Source organism: Mesorhizobium sp. ORM8.1 (genome assembly GCF_053005525.2).
In genome coordinates this window covers 1,932,544-1,959,278 of record NZ_CM132600.1, presented here as the reverse complement: position 1 = coordinate 1,959,278, position 26,735 = coordinate 1,932,544, and the positions used below count along the sequence as shown (strand labels likewise).

At 63.2% G+C, this 26,735-nt stretch carries 21 protein-coding genes and 4 pseudogenes; 5 read left to right on the top strand and 20 right to left on the bottom strand.

The genetic code is table 11. The annotated features are described in order from the left end of the window. Nucleotides 1-65 precede the first annotated feature (65 nt). From ACVDG8_RS10260 to ACVDG8_RS10185, 16 genes and pseudogenes are all read right to left on the bottom strand, one after another. A complete protein-coding gene (locus ACVDG8_RS10260) occupies nucleotides 66-1,775 on the bottom strand; it encodes an APC family permease (RefSeq protein ID WP_447254606.1) in 1,710 nt (569 codons plus the stop codon). Nucleotides 1,776-2,043: 268 nt separating this feature from the next. After that, a complete protein-coding gene (locus tag ACVDG8_RS10255; RefSeq protein ID WP_447254605.1) occupies nucleotides 2,044-4,413 on the bottom strand; it encodes a DUF1989 domain-containing protein in 2,370 nt (789 codons plus the stop codon). 257 nt (nucleotides 4,414-4,670) lie between these two features. Next, nucleotides 4,671-5,294, bottom strand: coding sequence for a sarcosine oxidase subunit gamma (locus ACVDG8_RS10250; protein WP_447254604.1), 624 nt, complete (start codon nucleotides 5,292-5,294; stop codon nucleotides 4,671-4,673). Then, nucleotides 5,287-8,267 (bottom strand): annotated as a pseudogene (locus ACVDG8_RS10245) (sarcosine oxidase subunit alpha). Before ACVDG8_RS10245 ends, ACVDG8_RS10250 begins: the two are co-directional and overlap by 8 nt. Beyond that, entirely contained in the window at nucleotides 8,267-8,542 is a 276-nt protein-coding gene (locus ACVDG8_RS10240; protein ID WP_447254602.1) for a sarcosine oxidase subunit delta, read from the bottom strand. The pseudogene ACVDG8_RS10245 and the gene ACVDG8_RS10240 overlap by 1 nt, the downstream one beginning before the upstream one ends. A 10-nt stretch (nucleotides 8,543-8,552) precedes the next feature. Continuing rightward, nucleotides 8,553-9,805, bottom strand: a pseudogene (locus ACVDG8_RS10235) (sarcosine oxidase subunit beta family protein). A gap of 37 nt (nucleotides 9,806-9,842) precedes the next feature. Then, nucleotides 9,843-11,150: a type III glutamate--ammonia ligase gene (gene glnT, locus ACVDG8_RS10230; protein WP_447254600.1), complete on the bottom strand. Its 1,308-nt coding sequence runs from the start codon at nucleotides 11,148-11,150 to the stop codon at nucleotides 9,843-9,845. A gap of 36 nt (nucleotides 11,151-11,186) precedes the next feature. Beyond that, nucleotides 11,187-12,514, bottom strand: a pseudogene (locus tag ACVDG8_RS10225) (FMN-binding glutamate synthase family protein). Between the two features lie 6 nt (nucleotides 12,515-12,520). Further along, complete coding sequence (locus ACVDG8_RS10220) at nucleotides 12,521-13,252, bottom strand: GltB/FmdC/FwdC-like GXGXG domain-containing protein (protein ID WP_447257294.1); 732 nt, start codon at nucleotides 13,250-13,252, stop codon at nucleotides 12,521-12,523. 19 nt (nucleotides 13,253-13,271) lie between these two features. Further along, nucleotides 13,272-14,168 carry a class II glutamine amidotransferase gene (locus ACVDG8_RS10215; RefSeq protein WP_447254599.1) on the bottom strand — a complete coding sequence of 299 codons (897 nt, stop codon included), beginning with the start codon at nucleotides 14,166-14,168 and terminating at the stop codon, nucleotides 13,272-13,274. A 95-nt stretch (nucleotides 14,169-14,263) separates the two neighbouring features. Next, nucleotides 14,264-14,590: a hypothetical protein gene (locus ACVDG8_RS10210; RefSeq protein WP_447254598.1), complete on the bottom strand. Its 327-nt coding sequence runs from the start codon at nucleotides 14,588-14,590 to the stop codon at nucleotides 14,264-14,266. Then, entirely contained in the window at nucleotides 14,587-15,276 is a 690-nt protein-coding gene (locus ACVDG8_RS10205) for a hypothetical protein (protein ID WP_447254597.1), read from the bottom strand. The genes ACVDG8_RS10210 and ACVDG8_RS10205 overlap by 4 nt, the downstream gene beginning before the upstream one ends. 48 nt (nucleotides 15,277-15,324) lie before the next feature. Next, nucleotides 15,325-16,728 (bottom strand): APC family permease, encoded by a 1,404-nt coding sequence (locus ACVDG8_RS10200; protein WP_447254596.1) that lies wholly within the window; start codon nucleotides 16,726-16,728, stop codon nucleotides 15,325-15,327. A 14-nt stretch (nucleotides 16,729-16,742) separates the two neighbouring features. Further along, a complete protein-coding gene (locus ACVDG8_RS10195; protein ID WP_447254595.1) occupies nucleotides 16,743-16,904 on the bottom strand; it encodes a hypothetical protein in 162 nt (53 codons plus the stop codon). Between the two features lie 15 nt (nucleotides 16,905-16,919). Continuing rightward, complete coding sequence (locus ACVDG8_RS10190; RefSeq protein ID WP_371011888.1) at nucleotides 16,920-17,297, bottom strand: hypothetical protein; 378 nt, start codon at nucleotides 17,295-17,297, stop codon at nucleotides 16,920-16,922. Nucleotides 17,298-17,308: 11 nt separating this feature from the next. Continuing rightward, nucleotides 17,309-17,596 carry a hypothetical protein gene (locus tag ACVDG8_RS10185; protein WP_447254594.1) on the bottom strand — a complete coding sequence of 96 codons (288 nt, stop codon included), beginning with the start codon at nucleotides 17,594-17,596 and terminating at the stop codon, nucleotides 17,309-17,311. Between the two features lie 297 nt (nucleotides 17,597-17,893). Here ACVDG8_RS10185 and ACVDG8_RS10180 point away from each other — a divergent pair, with 297 nt between their 5' ends. The 4 genes and pseudogenes from ACVDG8_RS10180 to ACVDG8_RS10165 all read left to right on the top strand — a co-directional run bounded on the left by ACVDG8_RS10180 (nucleotide 17,894) and on the right by ACVDG8_RS10165 (nucleotide 21,776). Then, nucleotides 17,894-19,027: an aminomethyltransferase family protein gene (locus tag ACVDG8_RS10180; RefSeq protein ID WP_447254593.1), complete on the top strand. Its 1,134-nt coding sequence runs from the start codon at nucleotides 17,894-17,896 to the stop codon at nucleotides 19,025-19,027. A 141-nt stretch (nucleotides 19,028-19,168) separates the two neighbouring features. Then, a complete protein-coding gene (locus ACVDG8_RS10175) occupies nucleotides 19,169-19,765 on the top strand; it encodes a dimethylamine monooxygenase subunit DmmA family protein (protein WP_447254592.1) in 597 nt (198 codons plus the stop codon). Further along, on the top strand, nucleotides 19,762-20,727 hold the full coding sequence (locus tag ACVDG8_RS10170; protein ID WP_447254591.1) for a PDR/VanB family oxidoreductase: 966 nt from the start codon (nucleotides 19,762-19,764) through the stop codon (nucleotides 20,725-20,727). The genes ACVDG8_RS10175 and ACVDG8_RS10170 overlap by 4 nt, the downstream gene beginning before the upstream one ends. A gap of 9 nt (nucleotides 20,728-20,736) precedes the next feature. After that, nucleotides 20,737-21,776 (top strand): annotated as a pseudogene (locus ACVDG8_RS10165) (heme-dependent oxidative N-demethylase family protein). A 48-nt stretch (nucleotides 21,777-21,824) separates the two neighbouring features. Here the strand turns inward: ACVDG8_RS10165 and ACVDG8_RS10160 are convergent. Beyond that, entirely contained in the window at nucleotides 21,825-22,541 is a 717-nt protein-coding gene (locus ACVDG8_RS10160) for a helix-turn-helix domain-containing protein (protein WP_447254589.1), read from the bottom strand. A gap of 318 nt (nucleotides 22,542-22,859) precedes the next feature. Here ACVDG8_RS10160 and ACVDG8_RS10155 point away from each other — a divergent pair, with 318 nt between their 5' ends. Next, a complete protein-coding gene (locus ACVDG8_RS10155; RefSeq protein WP_447254588.1) occupies nucleotides 22,860-24,218 on the top strand; it encodes an NAD(P)-binding domain-containing protein in 1,359 nt (452 codons plus the stop codon). Between the two features lie 75 nt (nucleotides 24,219-24,293). Here the strand turns inward: ACVDG8_RS10155 and ACVDG8_RS10150 are convergent, their stop codons facing one another. The 3 genes from ACVDG8_RS10150 to ACVDG8_RS10140 all read right to left on the bottom strand — a co-directional run bounded on the left by ACVDG8_RS10150 (nucleotide 24,294) and on the right by ACVDG8_RS10140 (nucleotide 26,534). Further along, complete coding sequence (locus tag ACVDG8_RS10150) at nucleotides 24,294-25,058, bottom strand: SDR family oxidoreductase (protein ID WP_447254587.1); 765 nt, start codon at nucleotides 25,056-25,058, stop codon at nucleotides 24,294-24,296. Between the two features lie 55 nt (nucleotides 25,059-25,113). Continuing rightward, nucleotides 25,114-25,635: a hypothetical protein gene (locus ACVDG8_RS10145; protein WP_447254586.1), complete on the bottom strand. Its 522-nt coding sequence runs from the start codon at nucleotides 25,633-25,635 to the stop codon at nucleotides 25,114-25,116. A gap of 155 nt (nucleotides 25,636-25,790) precedes the next feature. Then, nucleotides 25,791-26,534 (bottom strand): DUF427 domain-containing protein, encoded by a 744-nt coding sequence (locus tag ACVDG8_RS10140; protein ID WP_455707670.1) that lies wholly within the window; start codon nucleotides 26,532-26,534, stop codon nucleotides 25,791-25,793. Between the last annotated feature and the right edge of the window lie 201 nt (nucleotides 26,535-26,735).

The window sequence follows — 26,735 nt, the reverse complement described above, 5'->3', positions numbered from 1 at the left end:
CGTGGGAGATAGCAAAAACAAACGGGCGCGCCGAAGCGCGCCCGTTTGTTTTCAAACCGTCATCGTCAGATGACGAAGTACCAGTTGGCGAGCAGCATCACCACCACGCCGGCGACCAATGTCAGATAGGGCAGCATGCCTGCCTTCTTGACCGAGAGGTCGGCTCCCGACATGCCGAGATCGGCCAGCATGTGGTCGGGGAATTTGCCCTTGTCCTGGATGTAGTGCCGGAAGCAGAACACCGGGATGATCAGGGCCGCGGTGATGAGCCCCGCCCAAAGCGCCATCGGGTTCCACACCTTGGCGCCGGCGCCCATGAAGATCGCGTTGACATAGGCGAAGATCGCCCCGATCCCGAGCAGCCAGCTCGGTGCCTTCCACGGCCGGTTGATATGGCCGTTGTCGATGCGATGGATCCAGCCGGCATTGAGGTTGAGGAAGTTGAAGATGATGTAGCCGCAATTCGACACGGCGAGGATGAAGAAGAAGCTCGTCGCGTCGGCCGAGGCGATGGCCAGCACGATCAGGTTGAAGCAGAGGTCGGTCCACATGGCCCGCGTCGGCGCGCCGTGCTCGTTGACGTGGCTGAGATAGCGCGGCAGCCAGCCATCGACCGAACCCTGGTAGAGCGTGCGCGAGGAGCCGGCCATCGCCGTCATGATGCACAGCACCAGCGCCAGGATCATCAGCATGACCAGGAGGCTGTGGATCAGTGCCCCGCCGCCGACCATGCCGGCAAGCGCATCCGCCACGCCTGAGCCGTCGACGATCGGCGTTGCCAGCATGCCGTTCAGGCCGAGCACGCCCTGGAAGGTGAAGGGCACCAGGATGAACAGGAGCATGCAAAGCAGGCCGGAATAGAAGATGGCCTTGAAGGTATCGGTGCCGGGGTTCTTGAATTCCGAGGTGTAGCAGACGGCGGTCTCGAAGCCGTAGGTCGACCATGCCGCGATGAACATCCCGCCCAGCACCAGCGTCCAGCCGGCGATATTCCAGGCGCCCGGGTCCGGCGCGTAGGCGGCGGCCAGCGGCACCAGCGGCGAGAAGTTGGCATAGTTGATCTGTCCGGTGATGATCGGCACGACGCCGACGATCAGCATCGGGATGATGACCAGCAGGCCGATATATTTCTGCACATTGGCCGTGCCGAGGATGCCGCGATGCTGGATGGCGAAGATGATCAGCATCAGCACCGCGCCGATGAAGAAGGTGGCATTGAACGTGAACGAGACCGGGCCCAGCGTATGGCTGAACAGCGTCCAGTTGCGGATCGCAGGCGTCGCCGTGGCCGTCACCGCCGTGATGGCGTCGGCCGGCGCGGTTCCGGCATGGGCCGCGATATAGGCGACGACGTCGGGCGAAGCCGCGGTGAACAGTGGGATCGGCGCCAGCGCGTTGAGGATATAGGCCGCGGCGATCGAGCAGCCGAGCGACAGCACCGGCGACCAGGCGAACCAGTTGCACCACACCGATAGCGGCGCGATGAATTTCGAGTAACGCAGCCAGGCCGTGGCGCCGTAGATCGAGGCGCCGCCCGACTTGTTAGGGAACAGGCCGGCGATCTCGGCATAGGTGAAGGATTGCAGGAAGCCCATGATCATGGACACCGTCCAGATCAGGAAGGCCAGCGTTCCGGTGGTGCCGGCAATGCCGCCGATCGAGAACAGGACCAGCGCTGGAACGCCGCTTGCCACCCAGAAGGCGCCACGCCAGTCGATATTCCTGAGCAGCTTGCTTTCGGCAGGCTGCTCCAGGGCCGTGCTTATCGTGCTCATGTCAGTGAATTCCCCTTTTTGTTGTTCCCCGCCGGCGATGCCTCGGCTTCGCGAAGCTTTTCCCCGGCATGTGACCGCACGACTCCGGTGTTTCCACTCAGTCGTATTTCTTTCTTAGCAGTGAAGATTGATCCGACGCGCTTTCACGTCAAGCGTTTTGTGAATGTCGTGCACATCACGCTGGCGAAACATCGACCCGACCGCCCGCCGGTGGCAGCCGGCAGGGGGTCGGATCAGCCTCGGGAGGCTTTTCAGGAACGCGGCTGTTTCAGGAACGCGGCTTGCTCTTCCGCGGATCGTAGTGAGCGAAGGCGACGACCCGCGCCGGCAGCCGCTTGGCATGGCCGTCGAGCTTGCCGACCTCGACCTCGGTGCCGATCTCGGCATGGGTGACGTCGAGCCTGGCCAGCGCGATCGTCTTGCCGAGCACCGGAGAGCGCATGCCGGAGGTGACAACGCCGATCTGGGCGCGGCCGACATGGACGCAGTCGCCATGGCCGACCGCGATATTGGCGTCGATATCGAGGCCGACGAGCTTGTGCTGCGGATGCTCCTTGCGCTTGACCAGTGCGTCGCGGCCGATGAAGTCGTCCGCTTTCGTTTTCAGCGGCACGGTGAAGCCGATGCCGGCTTCGAACGGATCCGTCTGGTCGGAGAACTCATAGCCGGCGAAGATCAGCCCGGCCTCGATGCGCACCATGTCGAGCGCCTGCAGGCCCATCGGCTTCAGCCCATGCGGCTGGCCGGCTTCCCAGACGGCGTCGAACACTTTTTCGGCGTCGCGCGGATGGCACCAGATCTCGTAGCCGAGCTCGCCCGTGTAGCCGGTGCGCGAGACCACGACCGGAACGCCGTTGCCGCCGCCGATGCGTGCGACCGCGAAGCGGAACCATTCGAGCTCACCGATCGACGGTTGCACCGGGGAGGTCCAGACGACGTCCTTGAGGATGTCGCGGCTCTTCGGCCCTTGCACGGCGATGTTGTGCATCTGGTCGGTGGAGGAGCGCACCAGCACATTGAGGCCGAGCCTCGATGCCGTCTCGCGCAGCCACTCGCCGGAAAAATCGTCGCCGCCGACCCAGCGGAAATTGTCCTTGCCGAGCCGCAGCAGCGTGCCGTCGTCGATCATGCCGCCATGCTCGTAGCACATCGCCGTATAGACCACCTGGCCGACGCCGAGCTTCTTGACGTCACGGGTCAGCGTGTATTGCAGCAGCGCTTCGGCGTCCGGTCCGGTGACCTCGAACTTGCGCAGCGGCGACAGGTCCATGATCACGGCCGCCTGCCGGCAGGCCCAGTATTCGGCGATGGGACCTTCCTTGGCGAAGGAGTTCGCCAGCCAGTAGCCTCGATATTCCACGAAGTCGCGCGTGTGCTTGGCAAAGCTCGAATGAAAGGCTGTCTCGCGGGTCATTTTCGGTTCCGAGTCGGGCTTCATGCGTCTGGCGATCGCTCGCGAGAATTTGTGCTGGCCGGAATAGGTCCGCACATGGATGTCGGTGAGCTCCCAGCCATTGGCCGGCGTGGTGTCGTCCGGACAGGCCGAGGAGACGCAGACGATGTCGGTCAGGGCTCTCAAGAGCACATAGTCGCCCGGGCGCGACCACGGCTCGTCCGACACCATCACGCCATGCGCGTCGATCGCGGTGTTGAAGAAGAAGTTGATCGCCATCCAGCCGGCGCGGGGCGTCACGCCCTTGTCGGTCAGCGCGCGGTTGAAATTCTCCGAACAGTTGATGTGGCCCGGATAGCCGATGTCGTCGTAATATTTGGCAGCACATGCGAGCGCGAAGGCATCATGCCGGCCGCAGGTGTCCTGCACCACCTCGACCAGCGGCTCCATGTCCTGGTCATAGTATTTCGAATGCAGGCCGGGCATCGGATAGGCCGAGCCCATCAGCGTGCGGGTCGTCGTCACGTCGAGCGGATGGTCAAGGCCCTGGTCCAGCTTGCGCGCCGAAAAACACTGGAAGTCGGTGCATTGGCGGCCATCGACATCGATGATCTGCAGATAGTCGCCGGCCTTGACGAAATAGGATTCGGCCGTCGCCGAGTGGACGCGCAGGTCGAGCACCGGATCGGCGAGCGGATCGGGCAGTCCGGACTTCGTCTTCAGGCGGATCATGGCGCGGCGCACCATCACGGTGAGCGGCGTTGCGGTGTTGTGGCCATCGACCAGCATCGGTCCGCCCGGTGCCGCGATCAGCAGCGCGCCGTCGCGTGCGACGGTGAAGCTCTGCTCGGTGCCGGCTGGCGTGGCGCCGCCAAACACGCGAACGGCGTTAGGCTGGTCAAGCTGGACCTGGCGGCGTTGCAAGCTGAGGCGCAGCGCCGACAGGCTGTCGTCGCCTTCGGCAAGCAGCGCCTTGATGCCGGCGGCGTTGCTGTTTTCCCGTTCGCCGAAAATGCCGGGAGCGGTGACGCCGGATTTATCCCAGGCCAGCAGCTCGCAAGGCTGTCCGCCCTCGACATTGCTGACGCTGACCGTATCGCCAGCCTCGATGTCGATCAGCACCGCGCCATTGCCCTGGATCGTATAGCGCTCTATGCCCGGCGGCAGCGCGATCTGCCCGGGCCTCAGGATGAGGCTGGGCTGGGGCGGTCCGGGCAGAACGGTAGGGTAGGGCGATCGGCTCATCTCAACCCTCCTCCGAGCGAGAAACAAGTTTGCCTGTGTGTAAACTTATTTTAGCAGCAAGAATAGCAGCGTAGTCGCGTTTGGCAAGCTCTGGCTTCCCCTTCTCCCCTTGTGGGAGAAGGTGTCGCCGAAGGCGACGGATGAGGGGTGTTCCAGCGGAGTGAGACGTTAGCGTTCCCTGGAACACCCCTCATCCGTCTCGTCGTTAGCGCGCCGATCCACCTTCTCCCACAAGGGGAGAAGGGAAGGGCAAAGCGCTACGCTAGGTCCTCGGAATGGCTGATCGTCACGCCATACTCCGCAGCAGAATCGAGCATCGTGTGCCACAGGCTCTCAGCGAACGTCGCGAACACCAGGAGATTGAACACCGCCTGTCCGTTGCGATTGTCACCCCGCCATAGCGTAACGCTCGTGTGATCCATCGAGGTTGCAGCCGCCGCGCCGACAACGAACACATCGGGATGCAGATCGATCGACGACAGCTTGGCCAGCATCGTCCGCGCCTTCGCACCCGATACGCCGATCAGCACCCGCGCATGCGATTGGTCGGACAGCGAAGCCGGTCCGGCAAAGACGGGTGCCAGCGCCTCTATCCCGTGCTTGCCGCCTTTCGACAGGACGAAGAACTGATCCGGTCCGGACCAGATCAGCGTAGCATCCGCCGTGCCGACTGCCTTCGGCGTTTCAGGCGCCGCGACGCCGAAGCGTGCTTTCGCGGCCGTGCTCATGTCAGCCGCCTTGCCGCGCCGCGCCATCACTTGAACCAGGTCGAAATTGCGGATCTCGGTCAGCGACACGCCAGCTTCGCCCTGCGCGCCGTAGACGCCGGGTGCGAGCGCCCGTTCGATCGGGCTGCGGACGTTCCAGGAAAACTCAGCCACGCTGGCGCCCTCCATCCGGATCGTAGAAGACGGGATTGCAGAGCTCGACATCATAGTCCTCGCCCCGCAATGGATCATGCGCATGGACGATCTCGCCGATGCGGTCGCATCCGCGTTCGACCAGGCCGAGCCCGATCCACTGGTCGAGCGTCGGCGAGAAGCAGACCGAGGTGACGTAGCCCTGGTCGTTGCCGGGGCCGGGCATCTCGCCCTTCGGGATGATATGCGCGCCGGAGCGCAAGCGCCGCTTCTTGTCGGCCGGCTTGATACCGACGACGACCTGACGGTTCGGCGCGACCAGCGCCTCGCGACCGGCCATGACGCGACCGATGAAATCCTTCTTGGTCGACATCATCTTGCCGAGGCCGAGATCGGCGGCGGTCGTCGTGCCGCTGAGCTCCGGTCCGGCGACATGGCCCTTTTCGACGCGCATCACGCCGAGCGCTTCGGTGCCGTAAGGCGTCACGCCGAACGGTTGTCCCGCCAGCATCAGATTGCGCGCCATCGCCTCGCCGTAACGTGCCGGCACCGAAATCTCGAACGCCATCTCGCCGGAGAAGGAGATGCGGAACAGCCGCGCCTTGATGCCACCGCGCAAAGCAACTTCACGAGCACCCATGAACGGAAATCCCTCGTTCGACAGGTCTTCCGCCGGATCGACGATCTCCTTCAGCAGGTCCCGCGTCTTCGGTCCGGCGATCGAGAATTGCGCCCACTGGTCGGACACGGAAGTCAGTTGCACGTCGAGTTCGGGGAACAGCACCTGCCGGCAGAATTCGAGATGCTGCATCACCAGTCCGGCCTTGGCCGTCGTGGTGGTCAGGAAATAATGGTCCTCGGCCAGACGCGAGGTCGTGCCGTCATCATAGACGATGCCATCCTCGCGCAGCATCAGCCCGTAGCGCGCCTTGCCGACGGCAAGGTTGGAGAAGGTGTTGATGTAGACGTGGTCGAGGAAGGTGCCGGCATCCGAGCCGTGCACGTCGATCTTGCCGAGCGTCGAGACATCGCAGAAGCCGACGCCGCCGCGCACCGCCTTGACCTCGCGCGTCACCGATTCCAGCCAGTCCTTCTCGCCCGCGCGGGGGTACCACTGCGCACGTTTCCATAAGCCGGTGTCGACGAAGATCGCGCCCTGTTCGGCCGCCCAGTGATGCGATGGCGTCAACCGTGTCGCATGGAAAGTCTCATCGCGATGATGGCCGGCGAAGGCGCCGATGGCGACCGGCACGTAAGGCGGCCGGTAGATCGTCGTGCCCGTCTCGGGAATGGACTTGCCCGACACCGCCGCCATGATGGCAAGGCCGGCGACATTTGAGGTCTTGCCCTGGTCGGTCGCCATGCCGAGCGTCGTATAGCGCTTCAGATGCTCGACCGATTGGAAACCCTCGCGCTGCGCCAGTTCGACATCGGAAGCCGTCACGTCATGCTGCTGGTCGACGAAGGCCTTGCCCTTGCCTGCGACATGCCAGAGCGGCGTCAGCGAGAAGGCTTCGTCGTCGGCGACGGGCAGCGAGCCCACGCTGCCGCTGCGCCCGGCATCGCGTGCCGCGGCTGCACCGGCCTCGAAGCCTTCGCGCAGGCAGGCGCCGAGGCCGAAGGCGCCGTTGGCCGCGCCGGCGGCAACCATGCCGGGCGGTGCGCCATCCGGCACGAAAGCGGCGATGTCGTCGCGCCATTTCGGCCGCCCGCGATGGTAGGAGGTGAGACCGACCGCCGGGTTCCAGCCACCGGAGATCGCAAGCCCATCGGCCTCGACCTCGGCGCGCGCGCCGCCGGTCAGCGACACGGAAATCCTGCGCACGCCATTCTTGCCGCCGTCGACGCCGCTGACCGAGCCGTGCAGCACGGTGAAGCCGTTCTTGGAGGCAAGCGAGCGATGCGCCGGTGAGACGTCGGCTCGCGCATCGATGACCGCTGCGACCTGCAGTCCTGCCGCGATCGCCGTTTCGATCGTGCGCCAGCCATCCTCATTGTTGGTGAAGAGCGCGATGCGCCTCGCTGGCGTTGCGGCGTAGCGGTTGATGTAGCTGCGCGTGGCGGACGCCATCATCACGCCCGGCGTGTCGTTGCCGGCAAAGACGATCGGACGTTCGATCGCGCCGGCGGCGACCACGCAGCGCTTGGCCACGATGCGCCACATGCGCTGACGCACCTGATGCTCCGGCGGGGTAGGCAGATGGTCGTTGACGCGCTCGATCGCGCCATAGGTGCCGCCGTCATAGACGCCGAACAATGTCGTGCGCGTCATGATGCGCACATCGGGCATCGCCGCGAGCTCGGCGAGCGCGCGGGCGATCCAATCCGCGGCCGGCAGTCCGTCGATCATGCCGCCATCGGCAAGCAGCCGACCGCCGGGGACAAAATCCTCCTCGCACAAAATCACGCGTGCGCCGCTGCGGCCTGCCGCGAGCGCGGCGGCGAGCCCCGCCGGGCCGGAGCCGGCGATCACCACATCGCAATGCGCCCAGGCCTTGTCGTAATGGTCGGGATCGGGGACGACGGCAGCGCGGCCAGGCCTGCGGCGCGGCGGATGGCCGGCTCGTAGATCGCTTCCCAGAACTTCGCCGGCCACATGAAGGTCTTGTAGTAGAACCCGGCGACGAAGATCGGCGCGAACAGCTGGTTGACCGACATGACGTCGTAGGCGAGCGACGGCCAGCGGTTCTGGCTGGCCGCTTCCAGGCCGTCATAGAGCTCGGCGGTGGTGGCCTTGGTGTTAGCCTCGCGCCGTGCGCCGGTGCGCAGCTCGACCAGCGCGTTGGGCTCTTCCGAGCCGGCGGTGAGGATGCCGCGCGGCCGATGGTATTTGAACGAGCGGCCGACCAGCTTGACGCCGTTGGCGACCAGCGCCGACGCCAGCGTGTCGCCCTTGAAGCCGGCAAAGCTCTTGCCGTCGAAGCGGAAATTCAACGATGACGAGCGGTCGACGAGGCCGCCGGAGGCGAGACGATTGGATTGGCTGTCCGCCATCACGCACCAACCTTGGCGGCGCCGGCGCCCGCCGCCGGTTCGACAGCCGAAATCTCATGCGTCAGCGTGTTGCGGGTGACCTTCAGCCAGGAGCGGCAGCCACCACCGTGATACCAGCTCTCGCTCATCACGCCGGCGATGTTGTCGCGCAGATAAACGTAGTCGTAGACGGCGTCCTCGCCGGCATCCGCCGCGGGGCGCTGCGGCTTGGCGTCGCCGAGATAGGTGAACTCGCCGAGTTCGCGTTCGCCACAGAAGGGACAGACAATTCGCATCTAGCCGTCCTCAGTGCAGGTTCGGTTGGGCGCCTTGGCCCTTTTCGTCGATCATGGCGCCGCGCTGGAAGCGGTCGAGGCGGAACAGCGCCGCCTCCTTGTGCGACTCGTCCCGCGCCAGAAGATGGGCAAAGACGAAGCCCGAGCCCGGCGTCGCCTTGAAGCCGCCATAGCACCAGCCGGCGTTGAGGTAGAGCCCGTCGATCGGGCTCTTGTCGATGATCGGCGAGCCGTCCATCGACATGTCCATGATGCCCCCCACTGGCGCAGCAGCCGCACGCGGCCGATCATCGGGATCAGCGCCATGCCGCCTTCGCAGACATCTTCCATCACCGGCAGATTGCCGCGCTGTGCATAGGAATTGTAGCCATCGATATCGCCGCCGAAGACCAGGCCGCCCTTGTCGGACTGGCTGACATAGAAATGCCCGGCGCCGAAGGTCATGACGTTGGGCAGGAGCGGCTTGATCGCTTCGGAGACGAAGGCCTGCAGCACGTGGCTTTCGATCGGCAGGCGCAGGCCCGCCATCGCGGCGACGCGCGAGGAGGAGCCAGCCACCGCCATGCCGACCTTGCCGGCGCCGATCTTGCCGCGCGAGGTCTCGACGCCGGTCACCTTGCCGTTGGCGTCGCGGCTAAAGCCGGTGACCTCGCAATTCTGGATGATGTCGACGCCGAGTTCGCTCGCCGCATGGGCATAACCCCAGACCACCGCGTCATGGCGCGCCGTGCCGCCGCGCCGCTGCAGGAGCCCGCCCTGCACGGGGAAGCGCGCATGGTCGAAATTCAGGAACGGCATCATCTTCTTCAGCGCCGCCTGGTCGAGCAGTTCGGCATCGATGCCGTTGATGCGCATGGTGTTGCCGCGTCGCGCATAGGCGTCGCGCTGCGCGTCGGAGTGATAGAGGTTGATCACCCCGCGCTGGCTGACCATGGCGTTATAGTTGAGATCCTGCTCCATCCGTTCCCAGAGCTTCATCGAGAGCTCGTAGAAGCCGGTGTTGCCGGGCAGGCCGTAATTGGAGCGGATGATGGTTGTGTTGCGGCCGGCATTGCCGGAGCCGATCCAGCCTTTTTCCAGCACCGCGACATTGCGGATGCCGAACTCGCTGGCGAGGAACCAGGCCGTCGCCAGCCCGTGGCCGCCGCCGCCGACGATCACCACGTCGTAGCGATCCTTCGGCGTGGCGTCGCGCCAGGTGCGTTGCCAGTTCTTGTGGCCGGACAAGGCGGCTCGGGCGAGCGAGAAGATCGAGTATTTCATTCAGTTCATTCCGAGATCGCTCGCCCAAACTGGATAGCTAGATATCCAGCGTGTGGTCGCGCTCCCATTGCGTGAAGTGCGAAGCATAGGAATTCCATTCCTGGTGCTTCAGCTTTAGGTAAGCCGACGAGAATTCCTCACCCAGCGCCGCCTTCAGCGATTTGTCCTTGTCGAACTCGCGCAGTGCATCGAGCAGGTTGAGCGGCAGTTTTGGCGCGCCCTTCACGGTGTGGCCGTGCTGGTACATGTCGATGTCATAGCGCTTGCCGGGATCGGCCTTGGAGCGGATGCCGTCGAGACCGGCGGCGATGATCACCGCCTGCAGCAGATAAGGGTTGGCGGCGCCGTCGGGCAGGCGCAATTCGAAACGGCCGGGCCCGGGCACGCGCACCATGTGGGTGCGGTTGTTGCCGGTCCAGGTCACTGTGTTCGGCGCCCAGGTCGCGCCCGAAATGGTGCGCGGCGCGTTGATGCGCTTATAGGAATTGACCGTCGGATTGGTGATCGCGGCAAGTGCCGAGGCATGCTTCATGATGCCGCCGAGGAAGTTCCGGCCCTTGGCGGACAAGCCCAGCTCCATCGAATCGTCGGCGAACACATTGGTCTTGCCGGCCTTGTCCCACACCGAGATATGCGCGTGGCAGCCATTGCCGGTCAGGCCCTGGAAGGGTTTCGGCATGAAGGTGGCGCGCAGACCATGCTTCTCGGCCACCGACTTGACCATGAACTTGAAGAAGGAGTGTTTGTCGGCGGTCGGCAGCGCGTCGTCGAACCGCCAGTTCATCTCGAACTGGCCGTTGGCGTCCTCGTGGTCGTTCTGATACGGACCCCAGCCCAGCGCCAGCATGTGGTCGCAGATCTCGGCGATCACGTCGTAGCGGCGCATCACCGCCTGCTGGTCGTAGCAAGGCTTCGAGGCGGTGTCGTATTTGTCGGAGATGACGCTGCCGTCCGGCGAGATCAGGAAGAATTCGGCTTCGACGCCGGTCTTCACATGCATGCCCTCGGCTGCCGCCTCCGCGATCACCCGCTTCAGCGTGTTGCGCGGCGCCTGGTCGACTTCCTTGTCGTCCATGATGCAGTTGGCGGCCACCCAGGCCACATCGGGCTTCCATGGCAGCTGGATCAGCGAGTCCGGATCCGGCACCGCCAGCATGTCGGGATGCGCCGGCGTCAGGTCGAGCCAGGTCGCAAAACCGGCAAAGCCCGCACCCTCCTTCTGCATGTCGGCGATCGCCTGCGCCGGCACCAGCTTGGCGCGCTGCCCGCTGAACAGATCGGTGTAGGAGATCATGAAATATTTGACGCCGTTCTCCTTGGCGAATGCGGCGAGATCGTTCCCCATTATAATTCCTCGCTTATGTGATCTGGGTAGTCTTGGTCAGAAGCCGTTTTTCCCCGGTATCCAGTTGGTGCCGGCAAGCGGCACGCCGGCCATGGCGGCGGCTTCGATGGTGAGCGCGACGAGATCCTCGGGCTCGAGGTTGTGCAGGCTGTTCTTGCCGCACGCACGCGCAATCGTCTGCGCCTCGAGCGTCATCACCTTGAGGTAGTTCGCCAGCCGCCGTCCGGCCGCGATCGGGTCGACCCGCTTCATCAGCTCGGGGTCCTGCGTGGTGATGCCGGCCGGGTCGCGGCCCTCATGCCAGTCGTCATAGGCGCCGGCGGTGGTGCCGAGCGCATTGTACTCCGCCTCCCAGCGCGGATCGTTGTCGCCGAGCGCCACCAGCGCCGCCGTGCCGATCGATACGGCGTCGACGCCGAGCGCCAGCGCCTTGGCGACATCGGCGCCGTTGCGGATGCCGCCGGAGACGATGAGCTGCACCTTCCGGTGCATGCCGAGATCCTGCAGCGCCTGCACCGCCGGCCTGATGCAGGCAAGCGTCGGCTGGCCGACATTTTCGATGAACACTTCCTGCGTTGCCGCCGTGCCGCCCTGCATGCCGTCGACGACGACGACGTCGGCGCCGGCCTTCACCGCAAGCGCGGTGTCGTAATAGGGACGGGCGCCGCCGACCTTGACGTAGATCGGCTTTTCCCAGTCGGTGATTTCGCGCAGCTCGAGGATCTTGATCTCGAGATCGTCCGGCCCGGTCCAGTCGGGATGGCGCGAGGCCGAGCGCTGGTCGATGCCTTTCGGAAGGGTACGCATCTCGGCGACGCGGTCGGAGATTTTTGTCCGAGCAGCATGCCGCCGCCGCCGGGCTTGGCGCCCTGGCCGACGACCACTTCGATCGCGTCGGCGCGGCGCAGGTCGCGCGGGTTCATGCCGTAGCGCGATGGCAGATATTGATAGACCAACTGCTTGGAATGACCGCGTTCTTCCTCGGTCATGCCGCCGTCGCCGGTCGTGGTCGAGGTGCCGGAGAGCGTCGCGCCACGACCCAGGGCTTCCTTGGCCGGGCCGGAGAGCGAACCAAAACTCATGCCGGCAATCGTGATCGGGATCTTCAGCTCGATCGGTTTCTTGGCATGGCGCGAGCCAAGCACCACCGATGTGTCGCAGCGCTCGCGATAGCCTTCGAGCGGATAGCGCGAGATCGAAGCGCCGAGGAACAGCAGATCGTCGAAATGCGGCAGCTTGCGCTTGGCGCCGGCGCCGCGGATATCATAGATGCCGGTCTGGGCCGCACGGCGGATTTCGGAGAGCGTGTAGTCGTCGAAGGTCGCGGATTTGCGCGGCGTCGTCGGCGGGTTCTTGTAGGTCATGATGCCTCAATAAGCGTCGGCGTTGTCGATATTGAAATTGTAGAGTGTGCGCGCCGAGCCGTAGCGCTTGAACTCCGACGGCTTGACACCGGTGACGCCCGCACGGTCGAGCAGGCCCTGCAGCAGCTCGATATGCTCGGGCCGCATCTCCTTGGCGATGCAATCGGCGCCGAGACTGTGGACGTTGCCGCGCACGAACAGTCGCGCCTCGTAGATGGAATCGCCCAGCGCATCGCCGGCATCGCCCAGCACCACCAGATTGCCGGATTGCGCCATGAAAGCCGACATGTGGCCGATATTGCCGTGCACGACGATGTCGATGCCTTTCATCGAGATGCCGCAACGCGACGAGGCGTTGCCCTCGATGACCAGCAGCCCGCCTTTGCCGGTCGCGCCGGCATACTGGCTGGCGTCGCCCTTGATGACGATCTGGCCCGACATCATGTTCTCGCCGACGCCTGGGCCGGCCGAGCCATGCACGGTGATCGTGGCGCCGTCATTCATGCCGGCGCAATAGTAGCCGACGCTGCCGCGCACATCGATCGAGACCGGCTGGTCAACGCCGACGGCGACCGAATGGCTGCCCCTGGGGTGAAGCACCTCCCAGGCGGTTTCGTTCGAACCGGGCGCGAGCTTGTGCAGCGCCTGGTTCAATTCGCGCAGCGAATGTTCGGCAAGATCAAAGACGCGTGACGCCTGACTATTGGCATGGCTCTGGTCGCCCTGCGCCTTCGGCATGGTGGTTGCTGGCATCAGCTCAATGCTCCCAGAAATAGACGGTCGCGGGCTCCGGTTCCCAGACCCGCGCATTGTCGATGCCGGGCAGCTTGGTCAGCGCGCGATATTCCGAGCCGAAGGCGACATACTGGTCGGTCTCGGCCATGACGGCGGGCTTGCAGGCGATCGGGTCGCGCACCACGCCAAAGCCGTTCTTGGTGCCGACGACGAAGGTGAAGAAGCCGTCGAGGTCCGACAGCGTGCCTTCCAGCGCCTCGCCGAGATTCTTGCCGTGCGCCATCCGGTTGGAAAGATAGGCGGCCGCCACTTCCGTGTCGTTTTCGGTCTCGAAGGTCATGCCGTCACGGATCAGCTCGCGCCGCACATTGTTGTGGTTGGAGAGCGAGCCATTGTGCACCAGGCACTGGTCGGCGCCGGTCGAGAACGGATGCGCACCCATCGTGGTCACCGCCGATTCCGTCGCCATGCGGGTGTGGCCGATGCCGTGCGTGCCGGTCATGGCGCGGACATCGAAGCGGTCGACGACGGCTTCCGGCAGGCCGACTTCCTTGTAGATCTCCACCGCCTCGCCGGCGCCCATGATGCGCACGTCCGGCCGCAATGTCTGCAGCGCCTCGCGCGCGGCGTCGACCTTGTCGGGCGTGGTCCTGATGACGGCATGGGTGGATTTCGCGGCAAGACTGACCGGCGCGCCGATCGCCTTGGCGAGCTCGGCGTCAAGGCCGCGGAAATCGCGCTCGGGCTTGGCCGACTGGATGGTGATCTTGGCTTCATTTTTGGAAGCGGCGCCATAGATGGCGATGCCGGCGCTGTCCGGGCCGCGGTCGCTGAGCGACACCAGCATCTCCGACAGCATGGCGCCAAGCTTCGGCTCCAGCGATTTGTCTTTCAGGAACAGTCCGACGATTCCGCACATGCCAGCCTCCGGCGTTTATGTGGTTCTTGTGATGATGTATCGAATGCGGTTGCCGAATTCAATTGGTATGAAAGAAATTTTCCTGTCGTTATACATTAGTCCAACGACATATCAGGCTCGACGCCTCGATCCTCGCTATCGCCGTCCGCGCCGGCCTTGTGAACCGAGATCGTGTGGCGGATGCGGGCGATCCTGTAGGCATCGAGGATCGACAGCGCATAGATCAGGAAGCCGCCGGCATGGCGGCCGATGAAACTGGCATCGGACGGTGCTATCTTGGTCGTTACCCAGGCAAGGATCACCATGAAGAACAGAAACTGCAGGCCGCGCACCGGGACGCCAAGCATGACGTGGCCGCTGCCGGGCAGCACCACCGCGGCGGCAAGCACCAGATAAGGATTTGCGGGCGCGGTGTCGGTCATGCCGCTTGGCTTTCACGCTGGTTGATCACCTCGCGAAGCGTGGATGCCGTCTCCAGCAACCGTTCGATCAACGCCGGATCGATCCCGGCTTCGCCGAAGGCGGCCTGCCGGAACACGCCGTAGCGTGCACGCTCGGCCTCGGCCAGCAGCCAGACGATGCGCACGCCCTTCGGCGTGATCAGCAATTCCTTGGCGCGGCCTTCGGCAAAGATCCCGGCATGCGCGGCGATCAGGTCTTGTGGAAAGGCGATCCCCCGGCGATCGCTCCTCAGCACAGCCTCGGTGGGAAGGGCGGTCGTCTTGGGCAGCGTGTGCGCCAGATGGTCGAAATTGGAGAAGGTGGTGGCCGAGCCCGGGCGCATCATCATGTCGAAGGTAGCCGGCACCGCGACCGGCTCGGTGATCGTAACGCTCAGCCAGCATGTCGGCAGCTTCCGGGTCGCGAGCGTGTCGACGATGGTGCGCACCTGCGCGCGCTGACCGTTCCAGGAGCCGGCCCATGCGGTAACCCCCGCCGTGCCGTCCGAGATATCGACGGCGTCGGCAATGACAGCTCGGACGCTTGCCGTGTCGGCCTCATGCGCCGTCTTGGCACGGTTGCGGCTGGCCCGCGCCAGCCATGCGATATGGAGGACCACGGCAAGTACGATCGCCCCGACAAACAAAGCTGACGCCAACTCCGACATCCCGTCACACTGCGGCTCGCCCTGCTTCCGGGCAAGCCGTCTTTCCGTTCAATAGCCCTGTGGCTTCGGCCACGGCATGGTGAACTGGTCGCCGCGGCGCACGAACTTGTAGCGGTAGAAATGGAACCACACCGAGATCAGGAAATAGAAGATCACCATCGCGCTCAGCTGCGACCCGAAGCCCAGGAAGATGGCAAAGAAGGTCACCACGCACAGGCAGAACAAGACGATCGCCGGCAGCGGATGGAAGGGGTGCGTGTAGCCGCGGCGGATCGTTCCCAGCGGCCACTTCTTGCGGAACATCATGATGTTGATGCTCATGAACGTGTATTGCAGGACGCCCGACAGGATCGAGAAGGTGATCGCCTGGTTGAGGTCGGCGATGAAGGCGAAAGCCAGCGCGATCGGCAGCAGGAACAGGATCGACCGGTAAGGCGTGCGGTATTTGGGATGCACGGCCGAGAACCAGCTCGGCAGATAGCGGTCGCGTCCAAGCGAGAACCAGGCACGGGCCGCGTCATTGATGCAGCCATTGGCCGAGGCCAGCGCCGCCAACAGCGTGGCGATGAAGAGCAGGTTCTCGAGCAACGGGCTGCCGGTCAGCTTGCCGGCGTCCCAGAGCGGATAATAGGTGATGCCGAGATATTCCCAGGGCATCAGCGAGGCGCAGACATACCAGGTCATGGCGGCGGCGATCAGAAGCGTGATCATGCCGGCCATGGTGCCGTAGGGCAGCGAGCGCGCCGGCGAGCGCACTTCCTCCGCTGCCTGCGTCGTGCCCTCGATGCCGAGATAGTACCAGATGCCGAACTGGAAGGCGGCGATGACGCCGATCCAGCCATAGGGCAGCGCATTGCCGGGCGTGACCAGCTCGTTGAGCTTCAGCACCGCGCCTTGCGTCCACGGGCTGACCGAGAAGAACAGGACGACGATCGAGACATAGGCGATCGCGGTGATGACGAAGTTGACATTGAGCGTCATCAGGACGCCGCGATAATTGAGCCAGCCCAGCACCACGATGGTGGCGGCGATGAAGGAGTTGTGCGTCAACCCTTCGACGCCGGCCTTGGCAACGATGGTGTCGCCGAGCAGGATGGCGTCGGAAACTTCCAGCATGGTGTAGGCAAAGACCAGGAACAGCGCGACGTTGAACGCCATCAGCGGCCCGACGATGTGCTTGGCCTGCGCGTACTGGCCGCCGGCTGCGGCAACCGTCGAGGTCACTTCCGAATCGATCATCGCGACCGAAGTGTAGAGCAGGCCGACGATCCAGCAGACGATCAGCGCCGCCAGCGCGCCGCCCTTGTCGGCCGAAAAATTCCAGCCGGTGAATTCGCCGACCAAGACGATGCCGACGCCGAGCGCCCAGACATGGGCGGGGCCGAGCACCCTGAGCAGCGAAACCCGGTCGCCGTTTACTGCCGTTCCCACCGATTCAACCGCGGCTGTCATTGTTCGATCCCCACTCAGATGCGGTGTTTTTCGGAGACGGCTTCAAGCTCGCCTTCGCGCGACGAGGTAAGCGTCTCTTCGGAATAAGTCGTGTCGACCTGGAACCAGTCGTAGAGCATCCACAGCGCCAGCAAGACCGAGATGCCCCAGCATGCGTAATTGAGTGCCATCCACATGGATATTGTCCCCGATTACTTGTCGTCGAATTTCTCGTTGATGACCTCGCGATATTCGCGATCGGAGGCGCGGAACAGGAAGACGAAATAGGCGATGAGCACGATGGCCATGATGATGAGGGTCGGCCAGTCGATGATGTAGTGGAAGCGGTTCTGGATGACGTCATGCGCGGTCTCGGGCGTGTAGCCGAGCTTTTCCCAGATCGCGGCCATGGTCGGGTTCTGGCCGAGTGCCTCCCAGGTCTTGGCGTCGAGCGCGTCGATGGATTTCGCCGCCCCGGCAAAACCAAGCTTCAACGGCAGCCAGAGCGCCACGAAAATGGCGACCACCACGACGGCGATGTCGAAAATCTGCCCGGCCTTGCTCTGCTCAGGCGGTATATAGCGGGACATGCGTTCTATCCTCAGGACTGGCGGTTGCGGGATGCGTCGGCGTTCTTGATGTCGAGCCCGTAGATGAAGTCCTTGTCTTCCTTGTAGTGGTTGAGCATCGCCAGGATCGCCGCGGTGTTGAAGATCAGCACGGCGAGCGCGGCGACCGCGACCACCACCTTGATCCCGGTGAGCGGGATATACGGCCATGTCATAAACAGGACGAAGAGGATCGTCGCCCACAGGCACACGATCAGCAGCACGGAGCCGCGCACGTCGGAACGGTACAGCGCTTCGATGCGCTGCTGCAGGTCGGACATCGGTTTTTCCCCTTTCTCGATGCCCGGCCCCGAAATCGGCCGGACATCCACTCTTTCTACAGAGTGAAATTTTTTTCATAAGTTCCAACCGAATCTCGAGATTGTCAAGCCGGATTTACGATTGGTTAACTGTTGGCTTTGCTGGGGCGATTTTGCCTGACGATGAAATTATTTGCTTCAAGGGGATTGCAGCTGCCGGAGGTTTGCGGTCAATATTCGAACCAAGCTCCGCCGCCGAGCAGGAGCAGGGAACAGCAACGACCTAAAACGACTTAGATTTGTACGGAGGACGATCGGATGACGGCATCCTGGAGATTCTCGACCCTGGCGGATCGCCATCGCGCGCTGGGTTCGAAGCTCGAGGACTGGAGCGGCATGGGCACCGCCTGGACCTACGACAAGGACGCCGACGAGGAATATATCGCCATCCGCACCAAGGCCGGGCTGATGGACGTGTCAGGCTTGAAGAAGGTCCACATCACCGGCCCGCACGCCTCGCACCTCATTGATCTCGCCACCACGCGCGATGTCGAAAAAATCTATCCTGGCAAGTCGGCCTATGCCTGCATGCTGAACGAGGCGGGAAAATTCACCGACGATTGCATCCTCTACCGCACCGGCCCGAACGCCTGGATGGTCGTGCATGGCTCGGGTACCGGCCATGAGGAGTTGCAGCGCGCCGCGATGGGCCGCGATGTCTCGCTGCGCTTCGACGACAATCTGCATGATCTGTCGCTGCAGGGGCCGACGGCGGTCGACTATCTCGCCAAGCACGTACCAGGCATCCGCGATCTCAACTATTTCCACCACATGCAGACGCAGCTGTTCGGTTTCCCGGTGATGATCTCGCGCACCGGCTATACCGGCGAGCGCGGCTACGAGATATTCTGCCGCGGCCAGGACGCCGGCACGATCTGGGACAGGATCCTCGACGAGGGCAAGAGCGCCGGCATCATTCCGTGCCGCTTCACCACGCTCGATATGCTGCGCGTCGAGAGCTATCTGCTCTTCTACCCATATGACAACTCGCAAAAATACCCGTTCGCGAACGAAGGTCCCGGCGACACGCTGTGGGAGCTCGGGCTCGATTTCACCGTCAGCCCCGGCAAGACCGGTTTTCGCGGCGCCGAGGAACACTACCGGCTGAAGGGCAAGGAGCGCTTCAAGATTTTTGGCGTGCTGCTCGACGGCAAGGAGCCGGCCGACGAGGGTGCGCCGGTCTATCGCGACGGCAAACAGGTCGGCGTGGTGACCTGCGCCATGTATTCGCCGCTGGTCGAGAAATCGATGGGCATCGCCCGCCTCGACGTCGACTGTGCGGTGAAGGACACCAAGCTGGAGATCCGCAACAAGAGCGGCGCGATCAAGGCGACGGCGCAACCCTTGCCGTTCGACGATCCGAAAAAGACCAAGCGCACCGCCAAGGGTTGAGGCATCATCAACGGGAGGGGTTTCGAGGTACCAGAGCATGATCCTGAAAAGTGGGAACCGGTTTTCGGAAAAGATCATGCTCCAACAAAGGGTTAGATCAGGATGGCGATTCAACGAAACGTCATCCTGGTCTAAGGAAGAATGGCAGCCAAGACGATCATCAGCCGGCCCAATTACGGAACGCTCTCTCCGCAGCCCGGCAGGCATCATCTTTTCATCGCCGATGCGGAAGGCGCGCTGGCGATCACCGACATGGCCGGCAATGCGCCGCCCGGCTTTTTCGACGGCGCCGAGATCGTCTTCATTGCGGGTCCCGAGGGCAAGCATATCGCCGCCCTTGAGGCGCTGAAGCCGGCGCAACTGCATCTGCCGCCATCCTTCGCCAGCCTCTTGCCGCGTCTGAAGCAGACGCTGACCAACGCCCATATGGGGCTGCGGCTCTATCTTGCCGGCACCGAAGGCCTGATCGGCCAGGCAATGCAGGTGGCGCTCGAAGCCGGCATCGATCATACTTCCATGCAGACCGAGCATCGCGGCTCGCTGGCGCGGCGCATGCAATGCGTGCACTGCAAGGGCATCACCGAGAACGTGACGACGCAGCCCGCCACCTGTGCGCATTGCGGCCTGCTGCTCCTGGTGCGCGACCACTATTCCAGGCGCCTCGCCGCCTTCCAGGGCGTGTGCATCAATGCCGAGGATCGCTCGGAAATTCCTCCCATTGAGGAGGCCTTCCCATGAGCGCCGGCACCACCAAGCTCGATGTCGTGGTCAGCGATGTCGTTCCGGTCAACGAGCTGGTCACCCGCTTCCATTTCCGCCGTCGCGACGGCGAATTGCTGCCGACCTTTTCCGGCGGCGCCCATGTCGTGGTCGAGATGCGCGACGGCGACCGGACCAGGCTCAATCCCTATTCGCTGATGGGCTCGCCGCTCGACACGCGCGAATACACGATCTCGGTGCGGCGCGACGATGTCGGCCGCGGCGGCTCGCTGTTCATGCATCGGTCCGTCAAGCCGGGACTGGAGATGGTGATCAGCTATCCGGTCAATTTGTTCTCGCTCGATCTGCGCGCCAAAAAACATCTGATGCTGGCCGGCGGCATCGGCATCACGCCCTTCATGGCGCAGACCGCGCAGCTCGCCGCTGCCGGCGGCAATTTCGAACTGCACTACACCTGCCGCACCGCCTCGCTCGGCACCTATGCCGATGTCTTGCAGCAACGCCATGGCAACCGGGTCAGGCTCTATCACGACGACCGCGAAGAGCGCATCGATCTCGACCGGCTGTTGTCCTCGCAGCCGCTCGGCACGCATCTTTATGTCTGCGGCCCTGCCGGCATGATCAACTGGGTGCGCGATCGCGCGGCAGCGCTCGGCTGGCCGCCGGAGACCGTGCATTACGAGCATTTCGCCGCACCGCAGCCCGGCCTGCCCTTCGACGTGACTTTGGCCGTCAGCGGCAAGACCATCCGCGTCGACGAGCAGCAGAGCCTTTTGGAGGCGATCGAGGCTGCGGGTGTCGATCCACCTTATCTGTGCCGTGGCGGCGTCTGCGGCCAGTGCGAGACCAACGTCATTTCCCACGATGGCAAGTTCATCCACAACGATCACTGGCTGAGCGAGGAAGACCACCGTTCCGGCTGCAAGATCATGCCTTGCGTCTCGCGCTTCGAGGGCAAGTCACTGGTCTTGGAAAGATAGGAGGCGAGCATGGGCATCACCTTTCGCAAGGAAACGTTCCGCGACGATTTCACCTTCAGGAACAGTCCGGAGCACATTAGGCGCTTTCCGTTCCCGTTCCACGAAGACGCCTACATGTACGCGGTCAACATCGAGCCGCATGTCGTCGGGCCAAAGGGCTCGGTGCTGGAAAACCTGATCGACGTCGACGAGCACTATGTCGCAGAGATGCAGGACCGCGCCTTGGTGCTGGCCGAGGATCCGCTGCGCTGCCAGTCGCTGCCGCACATGACCTTGGCCGGCTGGGATCTGCTCGAGCTTTTGATGGAGCAGCAGGCGCTCGGCTATCCCGAGCATTTCACACTTGAGCGCGACGGCAATCGCTGGCGCTGGATCAACCGGCCGCTCGGCATCGACGACACCTTCACCTTCGGCGACACCTCGACATTGCCTTATGGGCCGATGGAATACATCACCCGCCAGAGCCAGGGCGATTTCTGCATCCTCGACCAGCGCGACGGCAATCTGTGGATGGATGCCGGCATGGTCACCACCCAGGCCGACTGGTCGCTCGATTTCGACATCGGCATGAACTTCTTCGAGTGGCACGCGCCTGTGCCGCTGGCGCATGAGAAGGGGATTTTCACCCGCGCGCTGAAGTTCCTCACCAACATCCAGCAGGGCAAGCCGGCGCGGCGTCTCAACTGGACGATGACCGTCAACCCGCGCCTCGACACCAGCCCCGAAAATTATCACAAATGGGGGCCGGACCGTGGCACGGTCACGCTGGAGAATGTCGGCGACAAGGTGCATCTGCGCGTCGAATTGCAAAGCTTCTGGCGGCTGCCGCGCTCAACGGCATCGTCTTCCCGATCCGCTGCTACCTGATCAAGATGGACGAGTTGGTCACCCAGCCGAAATGGGCGCGTCGCCTGCACCGCGTCATCCGCGACCTGCCGGAGGAGCTCGCCACCTACAAGGGGCTGACGCGGTATCGGCCGACGCTGGTGGAATGGCTATGGAAGCTGGATGATGGGAGTGCGACGTCGTCGGGGTTCGGGCCGGATTAGAGCAGCCGGTGAAGCTGCCGATCTCCCCACAAGGGGAGATCGCCAATCTCACCCAGCGCTGTTCTGCGGATAGCAGATGATCGACAGATACCTCGTCGGCAGCTTTGTCAGCTCTTCCGGTCCGTGCGGCGCGTCGGCGTCGAAGAACAGGCTGTCGCCTGGCTTCATCGGATAGAGGTTGTTGCCGTGGCGGTAAACGACCTCGCCCTCGAGCATGTAGAGGAACTCCATGCCAGCGTGCTGGAAGGTCGGGAAGACGTCGGAATTCTCGGTCAGCGTGATGAGATAGGGCTCGACGACGACGCCGCTGGTGTTGGCGCCGATATGTCCGAGCAGATTGTACTGATGGCCGGCGCGTGTGCCGCGCCGCTCGACATCGACGCCTTCGCCGGCCTTGACGAAGACGGCGCTGTGCTCTTCCTCGAAGCGACGGAAGAAGGCGGTCACCGGAACGCCGAGCGCCCGCGACAGCGCCTGCAATGTCGTCAACGACGGCGAGGTGATGCCGTTCTCGATCTTCGACAGCATGCCGAGCGAAATGTCGGTTGCCGCGGCAAGATCGGCGACCGTGATGCCGAGCTTCTTGCGGAACGCCCGCACCTCATGGCCGATCGCCACTTCCAGCACTTTTTCGCGCGTGTCGCGGATGGCATGCGGATTTTGCGTCAGCGGCGTGCGGATCGTGCGCCCATCGGCCGAGACTGGTTTGGGCGATGACTTCGCCTTCGCCGCGATGCCGCCGGTGTCAGCAGTCTTCTTCGCCATGTCGCCCCCCGAGATCTGCCGATTTATTTCACTCAAGGTGAACATATTCAGTGGCGATACAGGAGCGCAACCGCCCCCGCAAGCCATGAGATGTCGCAAGCGATCGCCGACCCGGCGGCGAACGCGATCGTCTTTGCGCACAAAAACCGTTTCACGCAAAGCCGTTGCCACAGATGTTTGTTGACAGCACCGAAGACCCAATTAGTGTCACTGTCAGTGAAATTTGTTTCGTGAGAGCAATCCCAGGAAAAGTGTCGAACGGTTTTCCGCCCGGGATTGCGTCAAGAAAGAAGTCGAAATCAAAAGAGGAGGTCCACCTTGAAAACCCGCGTTGCCGTCATCGGCGCCGGACCGTCGGGTCTGGCGCAGCTCAGGGCCTTCAAGTCTGCGCAAGACAAGGGCGCCGAGATTCCGGAAATCGTCTGCTTCGAGAAGCAATCCGACTGGGGCGGCTTGTGGAACTACACCTGGCGCACCGGCCTCGACGAGCATGGCGATCCGGTGCACGGCTCGATGTACCGCTATCTCTGGTCGAACGGCCCGAAGGAATGCCTCGAATTCGCCGACTACACGTTCGAGGAGCATTTCGGCCGGCCGATCGCGTCCTATCCGCCGCGTGCCGTTCTGTGGGATTACATCAAGGGCCGCGTCGAGAAATCAGGCCTGCGCAAATGGGTGCGCTTCAACAGCCCGGTGCGCATGGTGACCTATTCGGATGAGACCAAGAAATTCACCGTCACCGCGCATGACCGTACCAACGATGTCACCTACTCCGAAGAGTTCGACAATGTCGTTGTCGCGTCCGGCCATTTCTCGGTGCCCAACGTTCCCTATTTCGAGGGTTTCTCGACCTTCAACGGCCGCATCCTGCACAGCCACGATTTCCGCGATGCGATGGAGTTCAAGGGCAAGGACATCCTGATCATCGGCCGTTCCTATTCGGCCGAGGACATCGGTTCGCAATGCTACAAATACGGCGCCAAGTCGATCACCTCCAGCTACCGCTCCAAGCCGATGGGCTTCAAATGGCCGGAGAACTGGAAAGAGGTGCCGCTGCTGCAGAAGGTCGTCGGCAAGACGGCGCATTTCAAGGACGGCACCACCAAGGATGTAGATGCCATCATCCTGTGCACCGGCTACCTGCACTCCTTCCCGTTCCTCACCGATGACCTGAAACTCAAGACCACTAACCGCATGTGGCCGGACAGCCTCTATGAGGGCGTCGTCTGGGAGAAGAATCCAAAACTGTCCTATATCGGCATGCAGGACCAGTTCTACACCTTCAACATGTTCGACGCGCAGGCCTGGTTTGCCCGCGACGTCATCATGGGCCGCATCAAGCTGCCATCGGCCGAGGCGATGGCCGAGCACGGCGCCAAGTGGCGTGCGCGTGAGGAGACGCTGGAGGATGCCGAGCAGATGATCTGGTTCCAGGGCGACTACACCAAGGAGCTGATGGACCAGACCGATTACCCCGGCTTCGACGTCGAGGCGGTCAACCAGACTTTCATGGAGTGGGAGCACCACAAGGCGGAAGACATTATGAGCTTCCGCGATCACGCCTACCGGTCGCTGATGACCGGCACCATGGCGCCGCTGCACCACACGCCCTGGCTGCAGGCGCTGGACGATTCGATGGAGAGCTATCTCGAGGTGAAGGGCGTGGCGGCCGAATAGGCGCGCGCTCGCCACGCCAGGATTTCTATTGCCCGTCGCGCCCCGGGAGACGACCGGATCAGTCGCCGCCTCGGCCTACCAGCAGACGTAGCCACCATCGACGATCAGGTCGAGGCCGGTGACGAAGCTCGACGCGCGGCTGGCGAGGAACACGGCCGGTCCAACCATCTCCTCCGGGTCCGCCATGCGCCTCATTGGCGTGTCGCGCTTGAAGATCTTTATCTCCTCAGCCACCTCGGGGCGCTTGTTCATCGGCGTCAGCGTATAGCCCGGGCTGACGACATTGACGCGCAAACCGCGATCCGCCCACTCCATGGCGAGGCTTTTGGACATGTGGATGACCGCGGCTTTGGACGAGTTGTAATGCGCTTGCGTCAGTCCTCGATTGACGATGGTGCCCGACATGGAGGCGATGTTGATGATCGAGCCCGAGCGGCGAGGCAGCATGACGCGCGCTTCGGCCCGACAGGATAAAAACACGCCCGCGACGTTGACGTCGTGCACCTTGCGCCATTTGTCCACCGACATGGTCTCAGCCGGTTCCGAGCCGGCGATGCCGGCATTGTTGACGGCGACGGTCAGCGCCCCGAGTTCGGCTTCGATGTGCTCGACCGCCCTTGCCAGGTCGGTTTCGGAGGTCACACTGCCTGTCAGCGCCAAGGCTTTGCGGCCGAGCGCCCTGATGCTTTCAGCCGTCTGCTCAAGCCCACCATTGGAAGCATGACCGAAACAGGCCACATCGGCGCCGGCTTCCGCAAGCCCGATCGCGATCGCCTGGCCAATTCCACTGCCGGCTCCGGTCACCAGCGCCACGCCACCATCCAGTTTGAAAAGATCCATGCCACCCTCCCTAAACCTTGAGGGTATTCGCTATCGCGTCTCTCGATCAACCTTTTCAGAAATCACAGGCCTTGGGGCGCTTGTCGGCGGACCAATCCTTGAGCGCCATCGGCTTGAACCTGCCCTTTACCGGCTTGCCGTCTTCCACGTCCTTTGAGACGGTGGCCTTGCCGGTCAGATAATTGATGTCGCAACCGCCAACCGTCGTCTTGACGCCGTCGGATGTCTGCTCGTTCCAGTCCCAGTTGCGGCTATAGCCGCCGACGATGAACTTGCCTTGGCGATAAACGATCGTCAGCGTTTCTTCGGTCGATTTGTCGGCGCCGCAGCCGAAGCAGGACGTGACGGCAAGCGATCCCTTGCCCTTGTTTTGAAGGTCGATGACCCGATCTTCGGTCAGCGCTTTTCTGATGACATCCGGCTGACGCGCCGGATCGGGCCTCTCATCGTCCAGATAGATGGAGAGATCGGCTGGCTCGCCGGGCTCCTGCATGATGACGACCCGGTCGGTTTTGCCATCCTGGTCGATGTCGAGTTTGAGTTCGAAGATCGGAACATTGTCGGCAAGCGCTGGCATGGGCATCGCAGGCAAGGCGAGAAGCCAGAGCCAAGCCACATGATGAGATCGCTTGTTCATCGCCAATCGCCCGCCGCTCGGTGCAAGCTATCACTGGCGAGAGCCAGCGCAATGCGCAATGCGGCGACTGGCTTAAGTCAGCCCGAACGCCAGCCTCAGAAATAGCCGTCCGATGCTGCAGTCGCTTCCTTGGGGACCTCGACGCCGTCGACCAGGATCTTGTCGACCAGCTCGTGGTGGAAGCACACCAGCCCCTTGATGCGCTCGGCCTCGTGCACCGGCTCGGGATAATACCAGACCATGTTCTCGTGCCGCTTCTTGGGCGTCGTCACGTGGTAGTAGTTGGAGATGCCCTTATAGGGGCAGCGCGAGATGTAGCGGCTGGGCGCAAACATATCGAGACGCGTATCCGAGATCGGCAGATAGTGCCGCACCGGGTGTCCGGTCTCGAACAGGAAGACGCCGCGCCGTGAATCGGCGACCTGCTCGCCGTCGAGGATCACCTGCACGCGGCGTGACGACGGCAGGCAGTCGACGCGGCGGAACGGATCGCGGGCGTGCACGAAAATCTCCTCGTCCTCTTCATACCAGTGCGTCATCTTCGGCCAGTAGAACGAAATGTAGTCGCCGATCGGCGGGCAGCCCTTGACCGGATCGAGGTAGCGCCAGGCGCCGTCCTCGACCAGCGTGATGCCGGTGTTGAGCGAATAATGCGTGGCGACGCCCTTGAACGGGTCCTCCGTCGTCGTCCGGCTCGGCAGCAGGAATTCCTCGCGCACGTCGTTCATCGGGAAGTAATAGACCGGCAGATGGTCGCTCTCGTAGAACACGAGCGCCTTGGTGGTGTCGGCAACGATCATCGACCCGACCTGCACCCTGATCCGCTTCAGCATCGGCATGGTGAAAGCGATGTAGCCCGGCTCGGACTCATACTGAACGATGGTGTCGAGCAGCGGGAAATGCGGCCCGCGGCCGCGCAGATGGGGCTTGCGAATTGTCGTTGTCCTCTTCTCGTCGTTTGCAGTCAGAGCATGATGCCGAAAAGTGTGAAGCGGTTTTCGGACGACATCATGCTCTATCTCTTGCTCTGGGCTTTACGC

What these genes read in the sequence shown, in the direction of transcription:
- ACVDG8_RS10260 (WP_447254606.1), bottom strand. Translation starts at nt 1,775, where the DNA reads ATGAGCACGATAAGCACGGCCCTGGAGCAGCCTGCCGAAAGCAAGCTG.
- ACVDG8_RS10255 (WP_447254605.1), bottom strand. Translation starts at nt 4,413, where the DNA reads ATGAGCCGATCGCCCTACCCTACCGTTCTGCCCGGACCGCCCCAGCCC.
- ACVDG8_RS10240 (WP_447254602.1), bottom strand. Translation starts at nt 8,542, where the DNA reads ATGCGAATTGTCTGTCCCTTCTGTGGCGAACGCGAACTCGGCGAGTTC.
- glnT (WP_447254600.1), bottom strand. Translation starts at nt 11,150, where the DNA reads ATGGGGAACGATCTCGCCGCATTCGCCAAGGAGAACGGCGTCAAATAT.
- ACVDG8_RS10220 (WP_447257294.1), bottom strand. Translation starts at nt 13,252, where the DNA reads ATGCCGAAGGCGCAGGGCGACCAGAGCCATGCCAATAGTCAGGCGTCA.
- ACVDG8_RS10215 (WP_447254599.1), bottom strand. Translation starts at nt 14,168, where the DNA reads ATGTGCGGAATCGTCGGACTGTTCCTGAAAGACAAATCGCTGGAGCCG.
- ACVDG8_RS10210 (WP_447254598.1), bottom strand. Translation starts at nt 14,590, where the DNA reads ATGACCGACACCGCGCCCGCAAATCCTTATCTGGTGCTTGCCGCCGCG.
- ACVDG8_RS10205 (WP_447254597.1), bottom strand. Translation starts at nt 15,276, where the DNA reads ATGTCGGAGTTGGCGTCAGCTTTGTTTGTCGGGGCGATCGTACTTGCC.
- ACVDG8_RS10200 (WP_447254596.1), bottom strand. Translation starts at nt 16,728, where the DNA reads ATGACAGCCGCGGTTGAATCGGTGGGAACGGCAGTAAACGGCGACCGG.
- ACVDG8_RS10195 (WP_447254595.1), bottom strand. Translation starts at nt 16,904, where the DNA reads ATGTGGATGGCACTCAATTACGCATGCTGGGGCATCTCGGTCTTGCTG.
- ACVDG8_RS10190 (WP_371011888.1), bottom strand. Translation starts at nt 17,297, where the DNA reads ATGTCCCGCTATATACCGCCTGAGCAGAGCAAGGCCGGGCAGATTTTC.
- ACVDG8_RS10185 (WP_447254594.1), bottom strand. Translation starts at nt 17,596, where the DNA reads ATGTCCGACCTGCAGCAGCGCATCGAAGCGCTGTACCGTTCCGACGTG.
- ACVDG8_RS10180 (WP_447254593.1), top strand. Translation starts at nt 17,894, where the DNA reads ATGACGGCATCCTGGAGATTCTCGACCCTGGCGGATCGCCATCGCGCG.
- ACVDG8_RS10175 (WP_447254592.1), top strand. Translation starts at nt 19,169, where the DNA reads ATGGCAGCCAAGACGATCATCAGCCGGCCCAATTACGGAACGCTCTCT.
- ACVDG8_RS10170 (WP_447254591.1), top strand. Translation starts at nt 19,762, where the DNA reads ATGAGCGCCGGCACCACCAAGCTCGATGTCGTGGTCAGCGATGTCGTT.
- ACVDG8_RS10160 (WP_447254589.1), bottom strand. Translation starts at nt 22,541, where the DNA reads ATGGCGAAGAAGACTGCTGACACCGGCGGCATCGCGGCGAAGGCGAAG.
- ACVDG8_RS10150 (WP_447254587.1), bottom strand. Translation starts at nt 25,058, where the DNA reads ATGGATCTTTTCAAACTGGATGGTGGCGTGGCGCTGGTGACCGGAGCC.
- ACVDG8_RS10145 (WP_447254586.1), bottom strand. Translation starts at nt 25,635, where the DNA reads ATGCCAGCGCTTGCCGACAATGTTCCGATCTTCGAACTCAAACTCGAC.
- ACVDG8_RS10140 (WP_455707670.1), bottom strand. Translation starts at nt 26,534, where the DNA reads ATGCCGATGCTGAAGCGGATCAGGGTGCAGGTCGGGTCGATGATCGTT.